At 67.0% G+C, this 19,049-nt stretch carries 15 protein-coding genes; 11 read left to right on the forward strand and 4 right to left on the reverse strand.

Going from position 1 to position 19,049, the window contains the following annotated elements:
• Nucleotides 1-522 precede the first annotated feature (522 nt).
• A complete protein-coding gene (locus tag AB0M54_RS44540) occupies nucleotides 523-2,859 on the forward strand; it encodes a carboxypeptidase regulatory-like domain-containing protein (protein WP_364478753.1) in 2,337 nt (778 codons plus the stop codon).
• A gap of 325 nt (nucleotides 2,860-3,184) precedes the next feature.
• Here the strand turns inward: AB0M54_RS44540 and AB0M54_RS44545 are convergent, their stop codons facing one another.
• From AB0M54_RS44545 to AB0M54_RS44560, 4 genes are all read right to left on the reverse strand, one after another.
• Nucleotides 3,185-3,514, reverse strand: coding sequence for an Lsr2 family protein (locus AB0M54_RS44545; protein WP_364333800.1), 330 nt, complete (start codon nucleotides 3,512-3,514; stop codon nucleotides 3,185-3,187).
• Nucleotides 3,515-3,830: 316 nt separating this feature from the next.
• A complete protein-coding gene (locus AB0M54_RS44550) occupies nucleotides 3,831-4,433 on the reverse strand; it encodes an SMI1/KNR4 family protein (protein ID WP_364478756.1) in 603 nt (200 codons plus the stop codon).
• A gap of 549 nt (nucleotides 4,434-4,982) precedes the next feature.
• Nucleotides 4,983-6,005, reverse strand: coding sequence for a site-specific integrase (locus AB0M54_RS44555; RefSeq protein WP_364478759.1), 1,023 nt, complete (start codon nucleotides 6,003-6,005; stop codon nucleotides 4,983-4,985).
• Nucleotides 6,002-6,490 carry a hypothetical protein gene (locus tag AB0M54_RS44560; protein WP_364478761.1) on the reverse strand — a complete coding sequence of 163 codons (489 nt, stop codon included), beginning with the start codon at nucleotides 6,488-6,490 and terminating at the stop codon, nucleotides 6,002-6,004. Before AB0M54_RS44560 ends, AB0M54_RS44555 begins: the two co-directional genes overlap by 4 nt.
• Nucleotides 6,491-7,374: 884 nt before the next feature.
• Between AB0M54_RS44560 and AB0M54_RS44565 the strand changes: the two genes are divergently transcribed.
• From AB0M54_RS44565 to AB0M54_RS44610, 10 genes are all read left to right on the forward strand, one after another.
• The gene (locus AB0M54_RS44565) at nucleotides 7,375-8,355 is read left to right on the forward strand and encodes a LacI family DNA-binding transcriptional regulator (RefSeq protein WP_364333507.1); all 981 of its coding nucleotides are present in this window, start codon (nucleotides 7,375-7,377) and stop codon (nucleotides 8,353-8,355) included.
• Nucleotides 8,356-8,420: 65 nt separating this feature from the next.
• Nucleotides 8,421-10,088: an ABC transporter substrate-binding protein gene (locus AB0M54_RS44570; protein WP_364478763.1), complete on the forward strand. Its 1,668-nt coding sequence runs from the start codon at nucleotides 8,421-8,423 to the stop codon at nucleotides 10,086-10,088.
• Between the two features lie 62 nt (nucleotides 10,089-10,150).
• Complete coding sequence (locus AB0M54_RS44575; protein ID WP_364333513.1) at nucleotides 10,151-11,560, forward strand: family 43 glycosylhydrolase; 1,410 nt, start codon at nucleotides 10,151-10,153, stop codon at nucleotides 11,558-11,560.
• Nucleotides 11,557-12,660, forward strand: a complete 1,104-nt coding sequence (locus AB0M54_RS44580) for a glycoside hydrolase family 172 protein (protein WP_364478765.1) — start codon at nucleotides 11,557-11,559, stop codon at nucleotides 12,658-12,660. Before AB0M54_RS44575 ends, AB0M54_RS44580 begins: the two co-directional genes overlap by 4 nt.
• 10 nt (nucleotides 12,661-12,670) lie before the next feature.
• A complete protein-coding gene (locus AB0M54_RS44585; RefSeq protein ID WP_364333519.1) occupies nucleotides 12,671-13,648 on the forward strand; it encodes an ABC transporter permease in 978 nt (325 codons plus the stop codon).
• A 3-nt stretch (nucleotides 13,649-13,651) separates the two neighbouring features.
• Nucleotides 13,652-14,596, forward strand: coding sequence for an ABC transporter permease (locus tag AB0M54_RS44590; RefSeq protein ID WP_364478767.1), 945 nt, complete (start codon nucleotides 13,652-13,654; stop codon nucleotides 14,594-14,596).
• Nucleotides 14,593-16,404 (forward strand): ABC transporter ATP-binding protein, encoded by a 1,812-nt coding sequence (locus AB0M54_RS44595; protein WP_364478834.1) that lies wholly within the window; start codon nucleotides 14,593-14,595, stop codon nucleotides 16,402-16,404. Before AB0M54_RS44590 ends, AB0M54_RS44595 begins: the two co-directional genes overlap by 4 nt.
• Before the next feature lie 57 nt (nucleotides 16,405-16,461).
• The gene (locus tag AB0M54_RS44600) at nucleotides 16,462-17,856 is read left to right on the forward strand and encodes a glycoside hydrolase family 32 protein (RefSeq protein ID WP_364478770.1); all 1,395 of its coding nucleotides are present in this window, start codon (nucleotides 16,462-16,464) and stop codon (nucleotides 17,854-17,856) included.
• A complete protein-coding gene (locus AB0M54_RS44605) occupies nucleotides 17,853-18,551 on the forward strand; it encodes a PfkB family carbohydrate kinase (RefSeq protein WP_364478773.1) in 699 nt (232 codons plus the stop codon). Before AB0M54_RS44600 ends, AB0M54_RS44605 begins: the two co-directional genes overlap by 4 nt.
• The gene (locus AB0M54_RS44610) at nucleotides 18,485-18,817 is read left to right on the forward strand and encodes a PfkB family carbohydrate kinase (RefSeq protein WP_364478837.1); all 333 of its coding nucleotides are present in this window, start codon (nucleotides 18,485-18,487) and stop codon (nucleotides 18,815-18,817) included. The genes AB0M54_RS44605 and AB0M54_RS44610 overlap by 67 nt, the downstream gene beginning before the upstream one ends.
• The last annotated feature ends 232 nt before the right edge of the window (nucleotides 18,818-19,049 follow it).

Raw genomic sequence — 19,049 nt, forward strand, 5'->3', positions numbered from 1 at the left:
CTTGTTTGCATCGGCGTTTCCATGAACCATTCGGCCATCCTAGACGGAGCGAACTTATCGAAGGCCCCTTCTTCTGAAGCGCACGGATCTGCCGCTGATAAGGCGCGGTGGCCCGTTCAGGCTGGACGGTGGGTTGGGCCCGCGGCTCATCCGCGCCGGCGAGATCGCGCAGAATTCGGTTGTTCCAACCGAACGCAGCAACCATCGGGCATGCCACAGTGTTTCGGTCGCCGACAACAAGATGACGAAGTCCGCGGGTTATCATTAGGTCTGTTGAGTCTTCGCACGGCTCGGCTGGGCCGCCGCCTTGACGCGTGACGGGCTGGAACGAACAGACATCCTCGCGGTTCAGGGGCTGCAACCACGATGCATGGTTGAAATCCAGGTCAAGGACTGGCACCCCACGAGTCGGTCAGCGTCTTCCAGCGTGCGTCCGCCTGATACCTAACCCTCACCGGTGGGGCTGACGATCAACCTCTGGTTAGCCTCAAGTCGCCGCGCGTGCCGCCGATCTCACAATCCGTGCGTAAACGGATCATTCTCGCCTCGGGTCTCACCGCCCTGTCCATGCTCGGCCTCGCCGCTGCACCGGCCTCCGCCGCTCCTCCCGCCAGTGCGAACGGCAAGCGCTGCACGATCATCGGTACCAAGGGCAACGACCGGCTCAACGGCACCTCGCGCGCCGACGTGATCTGCGGGCTGGGCGGCAACGACGTGCTGCACGGCAACGGCGGGAACGACGTGCTGGACGGCGGCGCGGGCGCCGACACCCTCCTCGGGGGTGCGGGCGCCGACGTCATGCTGGGCGGTGCGGGTCTCGACACGGTCTCGTACGCGGACCACACGAGCGCCGTCACGGTCGTGCTCGACGGCAAGGCGGGCGACGGCGCGGCCGGCGAGCAGGACACGGCCGGCGGGGACGTCGAGAACGCCGTCGGTGGGTCCGGCGCCGACACGCTCACCGGCAACGGCGGACCGAACACGCTGACCGGTGGCAACGGCAACGACTCGGTGTCCGGCGGCGCGGGCGACGACGCGGTGCGCGGCGAGAACGGCGACGACAACCTCAGCGGCGGCGCCGGCAACGACTACGTTGACGGCGGCGCGGGGCAGGACTCGTGCCCGCGCGACACGGGCGACCGGCAGCTGAGCTGCACGGTGGCGCTGACGGTGGCGCCGGTCGTGATGGCGACACTGTCCGGCCGGATCGCCGACGCCGGTGGGCAGCCGGTCGCCGGCGCGCTGGTGGAGATCTGGAGCAACACCTTCGGGGCGTCGGCGGTGAGCGGCACGGATGGCACGTTCTCCCTGACCGCCCGAGCCGGTTCGTACAAGATAAAACTCTCCAACATCCCCGATTACCCGGCCATGCTGACGTCGTCCGTCGGGCTCACCGTGGACCGGGACCTCGACATCACCCTGCCCCGGTCGGCGCAACTGACCGTGCATGTCACCGACCCGGACGGCACGCCCCTGGCCGGCGCGTTCGTCGAGGCGAAGCCGGGTTCGGCGCCGCCCACCGATGGCCCGCTGTGGTCCGGCGGTCCGGCCTACTCGGTGATGCCCTGGCTGCACGGCGGCTTCACCGACGCCGGCGGGGACTTGACCGTGAGCACGTTCACCGGAGTGATCCCTGAGGTGACCGGGTCGTACGAGTCCGATGGCCGGAGTTACCGGGGCTCGCTGCCGGCCGTGGAGTTCGACGGTGATACCGACGTCTCGCTGACGTTGACCGCGCTGCCGGTGGTGGCGCCGGCGCCGGCGCCGACGGCGACGCTGTCCGGGCACGTGGTCGATGCCGACGGGCAGCCGGTCGCGGGCGCGAGCATCAGGGTGCGAGACATCTGGGCGAACACCGACACGGCCGGCGCGTTCACGGTGACGGCGAAGGCGGGACAGCTCGGCATCTCGATCTACCTGCCCGGGAATCAGAACAACCTCTACCTGGTGACCTGGACCGATCTGTCGGAGGACGCCGAGGTCACGATCACGCTGCCGCGTCCGAGCCGGCTGATCGTGCACGTCGTCGACCCGCAGGGCACGCCCGTCGAAGGCGCTGACGTCTTCACGCAGGACGGCGTCGGAGGCAACGCGCCGCTGTGGCCCGGTGGGCCCGGCTTCGACCAACTCTCCGGGTTTTCCTCGGCCAAGACCGGCGTCGACGGGTCGGCGACCATGTGGGCCTATCCGGGCCAGGTTTCCGGGCTTCAGGCCACTCACGAGATCGATGGCGAGACGGCCACCGGCGGCCTCGCGAAGGTCGCCGTGGTCGGCGACACCGAGGTGACGCTGGTCGTGACCCCGCCCGCCAAGGTCCATCTGACCGGGCACGTAGTCGACGCGGACGGGGCGCCGGTCGCCGGCGTCTGGGTGAACGGCACCACCACCGATGCCGCCGGTGCCTTCGCGCTGACCGTCCGGCGTGGCCATGTCGACGTCGACGTGGTCTCGCCGGACCGGATCGACTACTACGCGCCGTACTGGCTGCGGACCGCCACGATGCTGACCGAGGACACCGACGTGACGATCAGGCTGCCCCGGCGGGTGCGGCTGACCGTGCACGTCGCGGACCCCGGCGGTCACCCCGTCGCCGGTGCCACGGTCGTCACGAACGCGCCGATGAACTGGCGGCCGAGTGGCACGCGGACACTGTGGCCCGGCGGGCCTGTGTACACCTACCAGACGTACGCTGGCAGCGGGGTGACCGACACCGACGGCACGCTGACGCTGTGGGCGTACGAGGGCGAGACCGTGGTCGTGTCCGCGACCTACACCGCCGGCGGAGTGACCAGTGAGGGCAGCGTGCGGGCGGTCATGCCGGCCGGTGGGCTGGAGGTCACCGCCGCTGTGGGATCGTGACCCGCCGCGGCCGCCGCCCAGCATCGCGAGGGCGGCGGCCGCGATTCCACCGTGACCTCGATCCAGAACCTACAACGAACGCACGAGCTGGGCACAGCCACGGCGGAGGTTGGGCTCTCTTCGGCTGTCCCAGGTCTCTCTGACCGCCGGGGTCTACCGCGAACGACACGACACCCACGGTCTGCCGCGCGAACTGGTCGACCAACTCGATACATTGGAGTCCGTCGATTCAAGCGGAGGATCTATGAGCCAGGCTCGTCGTGCCGTCGCCCGAGTTCTCGCAGGCCTGCTGGCCACCGCAGCCGCGCGGGATGTCTTCCGATGCTCAGCGGTTGTTGTATGCCTCGACGACGGAACTCGGGATACGGCCTCGCTCCGAGACAGCCCAACCATTCTTGGTGGCCCACTCCCGGATCGCCTGATTCTCGCCCCGGCTGCTCGCCCGCGACGGCCCGACTGCACCACGCCGTCCCGCGATACGGCCGGCCTTGGCAGCGACCGCCAGGTACGGCTCGAGCGCCTTGCGAAGCTTGCCGGCATTCTTTTCCGACAGATCAATCGTGTAGGTCACCCCGTCGAACCCGAACTCGACCGTCCGATCGGCGTCCCCGCCATCGAGATCGTCGGTCAACACCGTGATTGTCTGACGAGCCATCTAAACCATCCACTCCCTCACCCAACATCAAGAACCTGGAGCCACGTCCACCAGCCTGCCGCACCGCAAAGCCTAGATCATCCATCCCGGGCCGTACGCGCCCGAACATCGGCAACGACGCCCCTCCACACGAGCCACAGCTTCACCGCAGGAACGGCATCAAAATCAAGACAACCTCACAGCGGCGGAATCCCTGCCGGCTCACCACACAGCCCCGTCTCACTGATTTGCCGAAGTGAGTGCTTCAGCTGGTGCTTGGCAGATTGCGATGCAGGGAAGTCCACGTTCGCCAAGGCACGGCACGGCACGGAGTGCCTCACCGTTGAAGTAGCCAGTCGAGCCGACCGTCGACTATTTCGGCGTGCCGTCGTTCGATCTCTGTACCGTTGACCAAAGCGTCGGCGACGTCTGACAGCATTGCGGTCACGCTTGGCCAGATCGGGCGATCGTAGTTCCATTCGTCCTTGCGGTGTCTACCTACGCAGCCATTTCTGGGTCCCGAACGGAGATCAAGGAATAGGTAATCCCCGCCCAGATTGTGGGCGATGGGGAGCCATTCCGGCAGCCATACCCCGGAAGAGGGGGAACCGGCTGGTTCAGCACTTAGACGAGAAAGCTCGGGCTCGTCGGCAATAAAATTCTGCATGACGTTATAGCGGATCAAAGCGTCACGGGTAGAGAGAGGTGTCCAGCCTGCCGGTATAAGCCAAACAGCAGGGCCGTATTCGTCAGTTCCGTCTGCGAGCCGCCACCATGCCTGCTGGTCGGCCGGTAGCGGTTCCCGCAAGGCTCGCTCTATGGCGATGAGCCCTTCGTCGGAGGCGGGACCCTGAAGGCTCGCGAGATCGCCAGGGCAGTTTTCGTTCAGCCAGTTGACGATAATCGTCCAAGAATACCCTACGTTCGGCGGCTGCTCCATGCCCCTATCATCCATGAAGCTGAAGGGTTTGGCCGTGAAACAGCGGCATTGCATGGGGGTGCCTGCTATGACCCGCTGCCTCTGACGACACGTGGTCATCTAGCATTTCCGGCGTGCTCTTGTACAAGCTAGTTATCCGTGAAGAGTAGGTACTCTGCCCGTGCTTGGCCGGCCGACCCTCTTAGGCAACGGGCGCCTGTCAAGCAAGTCATACTCGTATTCGGGTATGGCTTCAGGGGGGTCGCGCTGAATGGCGCCCTTCAGATGCTTGAAACTCACGCGTCAGCACATGGTGAGTGCGCGCAGTTATTTCAACGCCGCGGGCCACTGCCGAGATTGCGCGAAGCGTGACTTCAGAAATTCACACTGGCTCCTCCGTGAGCCAACCGATCGCGCACTCATGCCGCAGACAATGCGCTCCCGTGGTCGAACCTCGTCACCGAACGTAAGTGGTCAGCCGGCTAGCGACCGGCGCCTCGACCTCACGGAGCGGTGGAGTCCGGACCTCACGAATAAGGCCAGTCTCTCGTCGTGCGTATTGTCGGGTTCTCATCGGGGGGCCCCGGTGTGAGGGGCGTGTACGGCGAGTGGGTGGGGTTGGCCGGTCAGGGCGGCGAGGGCGGTGGCGACTTCGGTGAGGTCGGCTTTGATGTAGGTGGTGGTGGCGGGGCCGGTGGTGTCGGTGTGTCCGGCGTAGGCGCGGGCGGTGGCGTAGCCGTAGTGGCGTTCGACCCAGGTCAGGGTGGTGTGGCGTAGCCAGTGGGTGGAGATGCACTGAGCGGTGACCCAGGGCAGATGCCGACCGATACGGGCCCAGAGTTGGTCGTAGCGGCGTCCGGTCAGCGGACGCCCGTCGCGGTGGCGTAGCAACTGGTCCTGGGGTTTGGTGGCGCCGCGGGTGCGGGCGTGGTGCAGCAGGTGCGCGGCCAGCTCGAGCGTGACGGGTTGCCATCGCATGGTTCCGCCTTTCTCGTGTAGGAGCACGAGGCCGCGGTCGGGGTCGACGTCGGTGGCGCGGAGGGCGAGGGCGCCGCCGCGGCGGCAGGCGGTTTCGGTGTGCAGTCGTAGCAGCAGGGCGTCGAGTGCGGGGTCGTGGCCGGTGGTGCGGGCGATGGTGTTGATGGCGGCGAGTTCGCCGGGTGTCAGGGCACGCCGGGTGCTGGGGAGTCGTCGGGGTTTGCTGATGCGGTGGGCGGGGCTCGCGTCGGGGGTGATGTATCCGTCGGCGATGGCCCGGGTGAACAGGGCGCGGGCGGCGGTGATCAGGTGGACGCCGGCGTAGCGGCCGCTGCGTCCGTTGCGGCGGGGCACGGCGTTTGCTGCGGCGTGGCGGCGCAGGGCTTCGACGTCGGTGGCGCGGATGTCGTCGAGGCGGCGTTCGCCCCACGCGTGAGCCATGTGTTTCCAGTAGCTGCCGTAGGTGCGGCGGGCGGCGGGCCCGGCGGCGGCTTCGATCTGGGGCAGGTACTGCGCGACGGTGGGCACGCTGCGGGTGGCGCCGGGCTGTAGGTCGGCGAGGGCGGCCTGCAGTTGGTGGACGGCCTGGTCGAGGCGGTCGGGGCCGGCGGTCATCGCCCGCCTCCGGGTGGCCGGTGGTAGTGGGCGGTGAGCAGCCGGGCGAGCAGGGCGACCGGGTGCACGGTCAGGGTGTCCCGGTCGATCGCGGCGACGAGGGCGACGGTCGGGTCGCGGTCGAGACCGGCCATGGTGCGGACGGGGGCGGGTATGGCGATCTCGCCGCGGGAGCCCACGATCACGGTGCCGGACCCGTCGGCGGTCAGCACGACGGCGTCGTCGCCAACGTGCAAGACCAGCGCGTCGGCGGGGGACCAGCCCAGGGCGCGCAGCAGGGGGCGGCTGGTGAACCGGCCGGAGGCGTCGAGGCGGGCGATGTCCAGCTGTAACGGCGGGTGGGGCCGGGGTGGTGGGGTGAGCGCGGCGATGTCCAGCGGTGCGGGCAGTGACCGGGGGAGGGCCGGCGGGATGAGGGCGGCGATCGGCTCGTCGAGCCGGCCGTGGTCATCGGAGGAGGGCGGCGGCCGTCGGGCGCGGCTCATCGCATGCCCCGAAGAGGACGTTGCAGCTCAGGGCTACTGCGCCGACCGTCCAGCCGTCGGCCGGGCGCCAGCCGGGAACCATGAGTGCGCCAGAGGCCGGTCTGGCCCGCCCGAGCAGATCTTGGTGGGACTCCACCGACAGTTGTGTCCGGAGGGGGAGTTGAGCCCCCACCAGCCGCATCCGTGCCACAGGCACGTGCTCATGCGTCCACAATAGCTGGTCAGCGGGCTGGACGTCCAGTTTGTCTTCTGGCACAGGCCTTTTGACCGTGTCTGATCGTACGCCGGACCGAGAAGGTCGTCGGTGCCTGAAGGCAGAATTGATTCGCACCGCGGGGCCGCGAAGCGACCAGGGTGAGTGCCGGCTCAGCCCATGCGGACGATGGGCGGTTCGGGGTAGCGGGTGCAGCAGAGCGGCCAGCCACGCCCGGGCCGCGGGAGCGAACTGGACCCGGTCACCACCGAGCTGCCGTTCGAGGACCATGATCTGGTGGCGCAAGGCCAGGATCTCGGCGTCCTTGTCCCGGTCACTCATCGGCAACAGCCGCAACAGTGCCATCGCGTTGGTCACACGGAGATACGCCAGTCGCAGCAACACAACCGATCATGCTCGTGTAGCAGCAAGCATCGAGCATCACCGAGGTCCGGTCACTGAACCAACCCGGGTTCGGGCTGCGCACATCGGCCGCTGAGATGGCTGTGAACAGGGCGGATGAGTTTTCGGCACCCGCAGCGCCGAGATCGGCGAGGCGCTGGCCACCACCGCGCCGAGCTTGTTACCTGAATGTAACTTGACCGCAACTTCTGTCGCGCGTTAGCTTCGACGGCGAAGGCAACTAACGCGCGACAGAAGCAGGTCAGCGATGCCAGATCGCCCCGTTATCATGAGTGATGTCGCGCGAGCGCTCGGCTTGTCCCGAGCGGCTGTGTCCTTCGCGTTCAACAACGAAACCCAGGTGTCGGCGGAGACGCGCAAGCGTGTGTTCGAGAAGGCTGCGGAGCTCGGTTATCGCCCCAATGCCGGCGCGCGTGCCCTTGCCGGCCAGCGGACCGACCTGTTCGGTTTGCTCACGGACATCGTCTCGACCCCCTTCGGCGGGGACCTGATTGCCGGTGCCCAGGATTCGTTCTGGCGCAACGACAAATCCCTGATCATCGCGGGCGCGTCCCGCATCGACCGACCGCACACCCGGTCGATCGAGATGATGTTGGAGCATCGGGTCGGCGGAATCATCGTCGCCACGACCTGGAACCGCGCTATCGAGCTGCCGCCCGCGTTGGACGGCGTACCGGTCGTGCTGGTTCACTGCTTCGATACCCACGGTCGCCACTCCACGGTTCTGCCCGATGAGGAGCAGGGCGGATACGCGGGAACCCGGATGCTGCTGGCGGCCGGCCGCCGGCGCGTCGCGTTCGTCAACCTGCCGAGCGACCTGGTGGCGGCAGGTGGTCGCGAACGGGGCTACCGCCGGGCGCTGGGCGAGGCCGGCATCCCTTTCGATCCTGCACTCGTCGTGTCTTCGGGTCCCGACGCCCAGGATGCGTACGGCGTAGTGCTCGCCCTCCTGGGTGGCAATGCGGTCGACGGTCTGTTCTGCGCCAACGACCGCATCGCCATGGGCGCGTTCGAGGCCGCGCGTGAGCTGAACCTGCGGATTCCGGAAGACCTCTCCGTCGTCGGTTTCGACAACATGGAGATCATCGCCAAGTCGCTCCGGCCCGCACTGTCGACGGTCGCGCTGCCCTTTCGTGAGATGGGGGAGCGCGGCGCAGAACTCCTGATGGACATCGCCGACGGGGCGCCGCCCGCGCATCTGGTGCTGTCCTGTCCTCCGGTCCCCAGGGATTCGGTACTGCCCTCCTGACCGGCATCCCCCTTCTTATTCGGCGAAAGCCTCGAACAGCTTCTATTCAACGATGAGAGGAAATCATGAGTGGTTCTCGTTCACGTCGTTTCTGTCGCGCGTTAGTAAGCCTGACCTCGGTTTTCGTCTCCGCCGCCCTCGTCCTCACGGGCTGCTCCCGCGGGCCGTCGAGCTCATCCTCGGAACATATTCTTCGGATCGCTGCCATCGGCAACGCGTCGTTCGTGCAGAACTTCAACCCGTTCTCGCCGTCCGCGATGAAAATCACCAACCGTGCCGTCTACGAGTCGCTGATCATCACCAATCTCGCCAAGGGTGAGGTCGTGCCATGGTTGGCGAAGGAGTACCACTGGAGCAAGAACGGCAAGTCGCTCACCTTCACGCTGAACGACAACCTCACCTGGTCGGACGGTCAGCCGCTGACCGCCGCCGACGTCGTCTACACCTTCGACCTGGTTCGAAAGGTCCTGGGCGATGCCACGTACGACTACGTCGACTCGGTAACCGCGTCCGGCACGGGCACCGTGACGTTCGCGTTCAACCGCCCGTACACGCCCGGCCTGTACGAGCTCGGTACACAGGTGATCGTCCCGGAGCATGTCTGGAAGGGCGTCACCGACCCGGCGAAGTTCCAGAATCCCAAGCCCGTCGGGTCGGGCCCGTTCACCGAGGTCACCAACTTCTCGGCCCAGTCGTTCGACCTTCGGCGCAACCCCCACTACTGGCAGAAGGACAAGGCGAACTACCCCGCCATCCGCGTCATCGCCTACGGCGCCAACGATGCGGCCAACATCGCGGCCATCAACGGTGACATCGACTTCGGCCTCGGGTTCATCCAGGACGTTCAGAAGACGTACGTCGACGTGGATCCGCAGCACCGCGGCTACTGGTTCCCGACGGTGGGGAACACGATCTCGCTCACGTTGAACACCCAACAGGCGCCGTACAACGACGTGAATCTCCGCAAGGCGATCAGCATGGGCATCGACCGTGAGGCTCTCGTCAAGAAGGGGATGAGCGGATATACGCATCCCGCGGACTGCACCGGCCTGAGCGACGCCTACGACTCCTGGCGGGACAAGGACGTCGTGTCGCAGTGCGATTGGACCACGTTCAACGTCGACGCCGCGAACAAGCTGCTGGACGCGTCCGGGTATGCGCGGGGCGCCGGCGGGATGCGTACTGCTCCGGGCGGGAAGCCATTGACGTTCAGCATCGGTGTGGGGTCGGCGTCCACGGACTGGATCGCCGTGGCCCAGGTGATTTCCGACGACATGAAGGCGCTCGGCATCAACGCGCCCCTGAAAGTGCAGGACTGGTCGCAGATCAATCAGGCGCTCTTCGGCGGTACCTTCCAGGGCAACATCGCCTGGAGCGCCAGCGGGCTCACCCCGTTCGAGTACTACCGCAGCGCCATGTCCTGCCGAACGGTCAAGCCCGTCGGTCAGGAGGCCACCCAGAACTTCCAGCGGTTCTGCAGCAGGGAGGCCGACCAACTCCTGGACCAGTTCGCGGCCACCACCACAGAGGACGAGCAGCACAAGGTCGTCGACCAGCTGCAGGCTCTCTACTCGAAGCTTGCCCCGACCATTCCGCTGTTCCCCGGGCCGGAGTGGGGCGCGTACAACAGCAAGGTGTTCGTGGGTTGGCCGACCAAGGACAACCCCTACGCCACGCTCTCCCCGGAGGCGTCGAGCACGGTCCTGGTCTTGACGACGATCCACCCCCGCTGATCGCTCCGGTGCCGGTGGGGATGCGGACTGATGCCCCCACCGGCGCCTCTCCCGGAGAGGGAATGCCCGTGATGCGCCGCTTCTTCAAACCCGACCACGCGCGGGTGGGTGACACGATCCCGTTCTACTGGGACGGGGTCTACCACATCTTCTACCTGAAACGATTCGCGGACGACACGCACGACCGGATCGAGACCGACTGGTGGCACCTCACGAGTACCGATCTGGTCACCTTCACCGAAGTCGGTGTCGCGGTCGAACGGGGCGGGACGAAGGATCCCGATCATTCGGCGGCGACGGGCAGCATCGTCCGCGTCGGCGAGCAGTTCCACCTCTACTACACCGGCTTCAGCGCCTGGCAGCGGGCGAACGGCGGACGACATCAGACGATCCTCCGCGCACGCAGCACCGACCTGAACTCGTGGACCAAGGACCCGGACTTCTCCCTCGTCGCCGACGAGGAAAACTACGATCGGCACGAATGGCGGGACCCGTTCGTGGTCTGGGACGACGAGGCGGGCGTCTTCCGCATGCTCATCGCCGGCCAGAAGAACGACGGACCCGCCCTGCGGCGCGGCGCCACCATCCAGGCAACCTCCGCGGACGGCGAGGACTGGACCATCCGGGACCCGCTGTGGGCGCCGGGGCTGTTCTCGATGCATGAATGCCCCGACCTGTTCCACATGGGCGACTGGTGGTATCTGGTGTACTCGACACTCACGGATCGCACCGTCACGCGGTATCGCATGGCACGCTCTCTCGACGGCCCCTGGACGGCGCCCGCCGACGACGAGATCGACGGCCTGGGCCTCTACGCCGCGAAGACCATCTACGACGGCGACCGCCGGTACATCGTCGGGTGGTGTCCGAACTACACCGCCGGCCAGGACGGCGCGTCGTGGTTGTGGGGCGGCAATCTCATCGTCCACGAGCTCTTCCAAGCGCCGGACGGGCGCCTGCTGGTGCGTGGCGTAGGGCGAGCTCGCGAGGAGTTCGCACGACTGGCCGTTCCCGTCGCGTTCGGGGCGCGGCGAGTCGAGTCCGCGTCGGGATATGCGACGAGCAGGCTCGGCGTCATGCCGCACGTCGGCTGTATCGACGTGACGCTCGACCCCGAGCCCGGCACGAAGGTCTTCGGCCTCGAGCTGCGGACCGACGACGAACGCCGGCACGGGTATTCACTGTCGGTCGAGCCGGCTCTGCATCGCCTGAGGATCGACCGATTGAACCGGTTCGGGGCGGATGCGCCCTTCGACGTACGCCCGTTCGAGCCGCACGGCGGGACCGTCTCGCTGTCGATCGAGTTCGACGGCGAGGTGGCCGTCATCTACGTCGACGACGAGAAGGCGATCACCTTCCGTGGCTACGACCTCGACGGCGATCAGCTCGCCGTCTTCGTGGAGGAAGGGGCGGTCGAGATCGGCTCCGGCAGCATTTTCTCCCTGCAAACCCGACCCGAGGAGGACCGATGACCGCGTGGCTGGAGCAGGCCCGGTACGCCCTGGAGCGAGGGGACCGGTCACGGTCGTTCACCGCCGAGAATCCGACGGCAGCGCCCGGTGATGGCGGGCGCGCCTCCTCCATCCTCGGCGCAGGCCGTAAGGGCGCGCCGTGTATCACCATTCCCGCGGGCGGGACCGTCACCCTTGCCGAGGCCGCGGGAGCGGGCGAGATCCGGCACATCTGGTGCACTGTCACCCATCACACCGAAGCGGTCGGCTTCGTGCTGCGGGATCTCGTCCTTCGCGCCTACTGGGACGGATCCGACACGCCTTCGGCGGAGGTGCCTCTGGGGGACTTGTTCTGCAACGGCAACGGCCAGCGCAGTCTGGTCACCTCCTCCCAGGTGGTGGTCGCCCCGACCAGCGGGATGAACGCCTACTTCCGGATGCCGTTCCGGGACGGCGCCCGCATCACCATCGAGAATCAGCATCCCGTCGACGTCGAGGGATTCTTCTACCAGATCGACTGGATTGAGATCCCCGACCCCGCGACGGTGTCGCCGTTGCGGTTCCACGCGGAGTTCCGCCGAGAGAATCCGACCCGCCTCGCCCACGACTACGTCCTCGTCGACGACATCGTCGGCCGCGGTGTCTTCCTCGGCTCGTACCTGACCATCGTCGCTCTGGAGCGGTACTGGTGGGGCGAGGGCGAGATGAAGTTCTTCATCGACGGCGACACCGATCATCCGACGATCTGCGGCACCGGCACCGAGGACTACTACGGCGGTGCCTGGGCCTTCCAGGACCGGCTCTCTTCCGAGACCGAGCCGGAGGTGCTCACCTTCAGCGCTCCCTACGTCGGGTATCCGATGTACGTCACCCGCGACCAGTCGCACCAGGCCGTCTACGCGACGGCGATGGCGCCCGCACACGGCATGTACCGGTGGCACGAACCGGATCCGATCTACTTCCACCATGACCTGCGGGTAACTCTGCAGCAGATCGGCCAGGTCGGACCCGATCTGGTGGAGCGCGCCGATGACGTCTCCTCGGTCGCGTACTGGTACCAGGAGTCGGTGGGCAACACCGGTCATCCGTTCCCGAGCCGCGACCAGCGGCGCCCTCGCTAGGAGCAGCGCGATGGCCTACATCCTCCGCCGACTCGGCTACTATCTCGTCGCCTTCTGGGCATCCCTCAGCATCAACTTCATGCTGCCGAGACTCATGCCGGGCGATCCGGTGGGTCGCTTGCTCGGCCAGATGCAGGGAACCCTCACCGACGCGCAGGTAGAGCAGTTCCGGCACCTGTTCGGACTGGACGACAGACCGATCTGGTTGCAATACATCGAGTACATCCACGATGTGTTCACCGGCAGACTGGGCATCTCGACCTCCCAGTTCCCCGTCCCCGTGGTAAATGTCATCGGCGCACAACTCGGGTGGACGATCCTCCTCGGCGGCACCGCACTGATCATCGCAGTGGTACTGGGCAACCTCTTGGGGATAGTGGCGGCCTGGCGCCGCGGCGGAATCCTCGACCGGGTGTTCCCGCCCCTACTGGTGTTCGTCGGCTCGTTCCCGTACTTCTTCATCGCGATGATCGCCCTCTACCTGTTCGGAGTGAACCTGAAGTGGTTCCCGATCGGGCAGGCGTTCACTCTCGGAGCCGCACCCTCGTTCAGCGGGCAGTTCATCGGGGACGTCATCTGGCACCTGGTGGTGCCGGCCGGGACGATTGTCGCTGTCTCGCTCGGCGGCTGGATGCTGGGCATGCGCAATACGATGATCGGTACAGCCGCCGAGGACTACATCACCATGGCCCGCGCGAAGGGACTGCGCGAAGGCCGGATCATGTATCGCTACGCGGCACGCAACGCGATGCTGCCCTCGGTGACCGCGTTCGGGATGTCCATCGGCTTCGTCGTCGGCGGCGCGCTGCTCACCGAAGTGGTCTTCGCCTACCCCGGTATCGGCTACCAGCTGCTGAGGGCCGTGCAGTCACTGGACTACCCCTTGATGCAGGGCATCTTCCTCACCCTGACCGCCGCCGTCCTGGCCGCCAACTTTCTGATCGACATCGTCTATGTGCGGCTCGACCCGCGCGTTCGTGTGAGGTAGCGCATGTCCGTCCAGAACTCCGGCTCCAGCATGCTCACGACCGCAGCCACGTCGCAACCGGCCGCCCCGGCGAAGGCGCCGAGATACCGTGACCACCTGGCCCTGCGCATCCTCCGCGACAAGCGGGCGCTGACCGGGGTGATCATCCTCGTGATCTTCGTGGTGGTCGCCCTCGCGGCTCCGCTTCTCGAACCCGGCGACCCACGCGCATCCGTCGCGACCGGCTCCGAATCCCCGTCGTTCGCTCACCTTCTCGGCACCACGACCAAGGGCGAGGACGTTCTCGCACTTCTCATCTGGGGAGCTCGCAGCTCGCTCGGGATCGGCTTCACCGTCGGAGCGCTCGCCACCCTCGTCGGTCTGCTGATCGGCCTGACATCCGCCTACTTCGGCCGGGTGATCGACGACATCCTGTCCGTCGTCACGAACATCTTCCTGCTGATCCCCGGACTGCCGCTGCTGATCATCCTGGCCGCGTTTCTCCCTCCCGGGCCCGGGACGATCGTCATCGTCCTGGTGATCACGGGTTGGGCGGGCTCGGCCCGCGTCGTGCGAGCTCAAGCTCTCTCCCTGCGCGGGAAGGACTACATCGACGCCGCCGTCGTCACGGGCGAACGTCCCCTGACGATCATGATCCGCGAAATGCTGCCCAACATGGCCTCGATCGTCATGAGCACGTTCCTCGCGTGCGTCATCTTCGGCATCGGGGCACAGGCCGGACTCGAGTTTCTCGGTCTCGGGGACGTGTCCGCCGTCAGCTGGGGAACGAACCTGTTCTGGGCCAGCAACGAAGGGTCCCTCATCCGTGGCACGTGGTGGACGTTCGTGCCGTCCGGCGCGGCGATCGCTCTGATCGCTTTCTCCCTCGCGCTGATCAACTACGCGGTCGACGAGGTCACCAACCCCCGACTCGCGGGCCGGACCAAGTGGAAGGACCGCCGGCGATGACAACACTTCCCGCAACCGATCCGGCTACCCGTCCCGGCGATGCCGACGTGGTCCTGGACGTGCGAAACCTCACCATCGAGTACGACGTGAACGGTCGCTCCGTCACCGCCGTCGATGACGTGTCCTTCACCATCCGGCGCGGCGAGACCTTCGGGCTCGCCGGCGAGTCCGGAAGCGGCAAGAGCACGATTGCGAACGCCATCCTCAAGCTTCTCGGCGGGAACGGTCGCGTCGTGTCCGGATCCATCCGGTGCGGCGACGTAGAGATCGGTGCTCTCGACGGCGAGGAACTCCGTGCGTTCCGCTGGAACCGCGTCTCGATGGTGTTCCAGAGCGCGATGAACTCGCTGAACCCGGTGATGACCGTCGGTGACCAGATCATCGACGTCTTCACCACTCACCGCCGGATGAAGCGTGCCGAGGCGGCGCGCCGAGCGCGCATGCTGCTCGAGCTCGTCGGTATCGACCCGAAGCGGACGGCTGCCTACCCACACCAACTCTCGGGCGGGATGCGTCAGCGAGCGGTGATCGCGATCGCGCTGGCCCTCGAACCGGATCTGCTGATCATGGACGAACCGACCACCGCGCTGGACGTAGTGGTGCAGCAGGAGATCATCAACGAGATCAAGGAGCTGCAGGCTCGGCTCGGGTTCGCCATCCTCTTCATCACCCACGACCTCTCGCTGATGGTCGAGATCAGCCAGCGGCTCGGTGTGATGCGCCATGGCGCTCTTCTGGAGATGGGTAGCTCGGCGGAGGTTTATGCGAACCCGAGGCATGCCTACACCCGGCAGCTGATCGAGGCCTTCCCGCCGGTGCGCCCGGACCGCTCGGAGATCGCGCAGCCACAGACCTCCGGCGAGGAGGCAGCCGCTCCGCGCGCAGACGTGGTGGTCTCGCTGCAGGACGTCACCAAGGACTTCGCCTCCGGGTCGATGTTCTCCCGTCGCACTAACCGTGCCGTGAACAGGGCGACTTTCGAGATCTACGCCGGCGAGATCATGGCCCTGGTCGGCGAGTCAGGCAGCGGTAAGAGCACGATCGCGCGGATCCTTGCTCGATTGGAGCAGCCGACCTCTGGGCGCATCGTCGTCGGAGGAATCGACGTGCTTCGTGACGAACGCCGCCGCGCGTCCCGCCGGTACCGCAAGTACGTGCAGATGGTGTTCCAAGACCCGTTCGGATCTCTGAACCCGACCAAGCGGGTCCGTCACTTCCTCGAGCGGCCCCTGGCCCTCCACGCGGACCTTGACGCCTCGCAACGCCGCGAGCGAGCCACCGACTTGATGCGGTCGGTCGAGCTGGATCCCGCGCTCCTGGACCGGCACCCGCATGAACTGTCCGGCGGGCAGCGTCAACGAGTGGCGGTAGCGCGGGCCCTCGCGGCCGACCCGACGGTGATCCTTGCCGACGAACCGACCTCGATGCTCGACGTGTCGGTGCGGATGGGAGTGCTGCAGCTGCTGAGGCGGCTGCGCGACGAACGCGGAATCTCGATCCTCTACATCACCCACGACCTGGTTTCCGCACGGTTCGTGGCCGACACGACCATCGTCATGCACCGCGGCGTGCTGGTTGAAGGGGGCACCAGCAGCGAGGTGATGGATACCCCGCAGCATCCGTACACCCGCCTCCTCGTCTCGGCGGCACCCGACCCCTTGCGCCGTACGCCGTTCGACCGAGAAGAACGCGCCCGAACCCGTGCGGAGATCCAGGCGATCGCTGACGGCCGGACAACGGCCGGCGAGAAGCCCCGGCACGTCTTCATCTCACCCACCCACTGGATCCGCGACGACAGCGTGCAATAGCGCGACGCCTGACGCCATCTCGCCGCATATCGCGACCCGACTTCTGAATTGAGCAACATGACGACACCGACGACCTTGTCGCCTGGCCGCCCCCAAGTCCACTTTGCGCCGGCTCGCAACTGGATGAACGACCCGAACGGGCTCATCCGCCACAATGGTGTGTTCCACCTGTACTTCCAGCACAACCCCGAAGGGCCGAACTGGGGGAACATGAGCTGGGGCCATGCCACCAGCACGGATCTCCTGACATGGCAGGAGCACGCGGTAGCACTGTGGTTCGACGACGATGAAGAAGTCTTCTCCGGCTCCGTCGTCTTCGACGAGGCCAACTCGTCCGGGCTCGGCACCGCCGGGAACCCGCCACTGATCGCCCTGTACACCTCAGCCTCCGCTCGTGGTCAGGCGCAAGCGCTCGCGTACAGCACCGACGGCGGCTACACCTGGGAGAAGCACGGGATCGTCCTGGACAGAGGAACCACCGACTTTCGCGACCCCCGAGTGTTTCGACACCAGAACCGCTGGATCATGGTTGCTGTGGAGGCCGTCGACCGGCACGTCCACCTCTTCCACTCCACTGACCTGCGAGAGTGGGCGCCGCTGAGCGTGTTCGGCCCGTACGGAGCGCCCGGGGGAGTGTGGGAATGCCCTGACCTGTTCCCGATCGGCGACCGATGGGTCCTGACGCTCTCCGTCAATCCCGGTCACCCGACCGGCGGCTCCGGCATGCAGTACATCGTCGGCGACTTCGACGGCGTCAGGTTCGTCCCGGCCCGGTGGGGCTGGCTCGACCATGGCCATGACTATTACGCGGGAATCACCTTCAGCGGAATGCCGGAACCCATCATGCTCGCCTGGCTGAGCAATTGGATGTACGCCCGCGACGTCCCCACCCACCCCTGGCGGGGAAGCACTGCACTCCCGCGACGGCTCACCCTTCGTGGTGACACGCTCTTCCAGACGCCCGCCGTACGAGTCGACCGACCCCGGGTTTACGAGGCGTCCGACATCACGCTTCCGCCGGGCGGGTTCGACCTCCCCGCCGAAGCGCATGGAGCGGCCCTGCGTATCCAGGCGCGCGTCCGGCCGGGCTCAGCCGCGCTCGAGCTGCGCGTACGCGGCGCAGCCAACGAGGGATCCGCGGTCTGCATTCGCTACGCGGCCGGCCGGCTGTCGGTCGACCGATCCTCGCTCGCCAGCTCCGACATCTTGCCGTCGGCCGGAGCAGACGCCGCGGCGATCGTCCCGCTGAGGGACGGCGTGCTGGAACTCGACGTCTGGGTTGACACCACCTCCGTCGAGGTCTTCGCCGACGGCGGTGCCGTCACGGTCAGCGAGGCCGTCTTCACCTCCGAGGACCACGTCGGCGTCGGCATGAGCAGCGACCAGCCGGGCGTCGTCGTCGAGCACATGACGGTGACCGCCCTGAGCCGGACGGACCAGGCTTCGCGATGACCTCCCGAACTATGCCGCCCACCGATGTCCTGGTCATCGGGGAGGCGCTGGGCGACATCGTCGACGACGGATCGGTCACCGAACACGTCGGGGGCAGCCCCGCCAACGTCGCACTCGGTCTCGGCCGCCGCGGGTTGGACGTCGCTCTCCTCACACAGATCGGCCGCGACACGCGCGGCAGCCGGATCGCTCGCCACCTCGAACGCTCCGGCGTCCGACTGCTGGACGAGTCCTTCTCCGATCACGCGACCTCCACCGCTACGGCTACGGTGGCTGCCGACGGCTCCGCGGACTACCGGTTCGACGTGCAATGGCGACTCTCACCCGCGCCCCTCCCGGTGTCCCCGACGGTCGTGCACACCGGGTCGATCGCCGCGTTCCTCGAACCCGGTCGCCACTCCGTACTCGCCCACATCGATCGGCTCCGCCCACCGGTCGTCACGTTCGACCCGAACATCCGAGCCGATCTGCTCGGCAGCCATCCGGAAGCCCTGAACTGCTTCCGGGAAAGCGCTGCCCGCGCCGACCTCGTCAAGATGAGCGACGAGGACGCGGCCTGGATCTACCCGAGCATGGCACCCGATGAGGTGGCGCGCGCATCGGGAATCTCGGCCCCCGGCTGGTCGTCATCACGCGGGGCGCGCGTGGCGCAACCCTCACGACTGCGACGTCGGAGGTACATCTCTCCTCGGTGAAGACGCCGGTCGCTGACACGATCGGTGCGGGCGACACGTACATGGCTTCGTTGATCCTCGACTTGCTCACCCTGCGCGGTCACCCCTTGGATGTCGACACCGTCGCTCGGATGGGCGAGCGAGCCGCCCAGGCGGCCGCCATCACGGTGTCCCGCCCCGGCGCCGATCTGCCCTGGGCCCACGAACTCGCCGGGCCCGAAGTGTCGCCACCATCCCCCGAGGATCTCGACCTCGGCCTGCGATACCTGCCAGGGCAGCGCCGGTAGCTCAGATGCGCGAAGGCATCTCGATTCGTCAACCGGCAGCGTCGAAGCTGTCCGACAAGGAAGGCGACTCATGGAGAACTCACCTGCGGTCTCTCGCCGCGCACTGCTCAGCGCTGCGGGCGCGGTGGGCATCGGCGGATCTCTCGCCCCGTCGTGGACCACGGCCGGACTCGCGGCCCCGGCCCCGGCCGGCGGGCCACACCGACGGGGTGACTCACCCTCGAAAGGACTG

Source organism: Actinoplanes sp. NPDC051470 (genome assembly GCF_040682035.1).
Taxonomy (GTDB): Bacteria; Actinomycetota; Actinomycetes; order Mycobacteriales; family Micromonosporaceae; genus Actinoplanes.

Bases quoted from the DNA above. Each gene is read 5' to 3' on its own strand.
- AB0M54_RS44550 (WP_364478756.1), bottom strand. From the start codon at position 4,433: ATGGAGCAGCCGCCGAACGTAGGGTATTCTTGGACGATTATCGTCAAC.
- AB0M54_RS44570 (WP_364478763.1), top strand. From the start codon at position 8,421: ATGAGTGGTTCTCGTTCACGTCGTTTCTGTCGCGCGTTAGTAAGCCTG.
- AB0M54_RS44600 (WP_364478770.1), top strand. From the start codon at position 16,462: ATGACGACACCGACGACCTTGTCGCCTGGCCGCCCCCAAGTCCACTTT.
- AB0M54_RS44605 (WP_364478773.1), top strand. From the start codon at position 17,853: ATGACCTCCCGAACTATGCCGCCCACCGATGTCCTGGTCATCGGGGAG.
- AB0M54_RS44595 (WP_364478834.1), top strand. From the start codon at position 14,593: ATGACAACACTTCCCGCAACCGATCCGGCTACCCGTCCCGGCGATGCC.
- AB0M54_RS44580 (WP_364478765.1), top strand. From the start codon at position 11,557: ATGACCGCGTGGCTGGAGCAGGCCCGGTACGCCCTGGAGCGAGGGGAC.
- AB0M54_RS44555 (WP_364478759.1), bottom strand. From the start codon at position 6,005: ATGACCGCCGGCCCCGACCGCCTCGACCAGGCCGTCCACCAACTGCAG.
- AB0M54_RS44585 (WP_364333519.1), top strand. From the start codon at position 12,671: ATGGCCTACATCCTCCGCCGACTCGGCTACTATCTCGTCGCCTTCTGG.
- AB0M54_RS44545 (WP_364333800.1), bottom strand. From the start codon at position 3,514: ATGGCTCGTCAGACAATCACGGTGTTGACCGACGATCTCGATGGCGGG.
- AB0M54_RS44590 (WP_364478767.1), top strand. From the start codon at position 13,652: ATGTCCGTCCAGAACTCCGGCTCCAGCATGCTCACGACCGCAGCCACG.
- AB0M54_RS44565 (WP_364333507.1), top strand. From the start codon at position 7,375: ATGAGTGATGTCGCGCGAGCGCTCGGCTTGTCCCGAGCGGCTGTGTCC.
- AB0M54_RS44560 (WP_364478761.1), bottom strand. From the start codon at position 6,490: ATGAGCCGCGCCCGACGGCCGCCGCCCTCCTCCGATGACCACGGCCGG.
- AB0M54_RS44575 (WP_364333513.1), top strand. From the start codon at position 10,151: ATGCCCGTGATGCGCCGCTTCTTCAAACCCGACCACGCGCGGGTGGGT.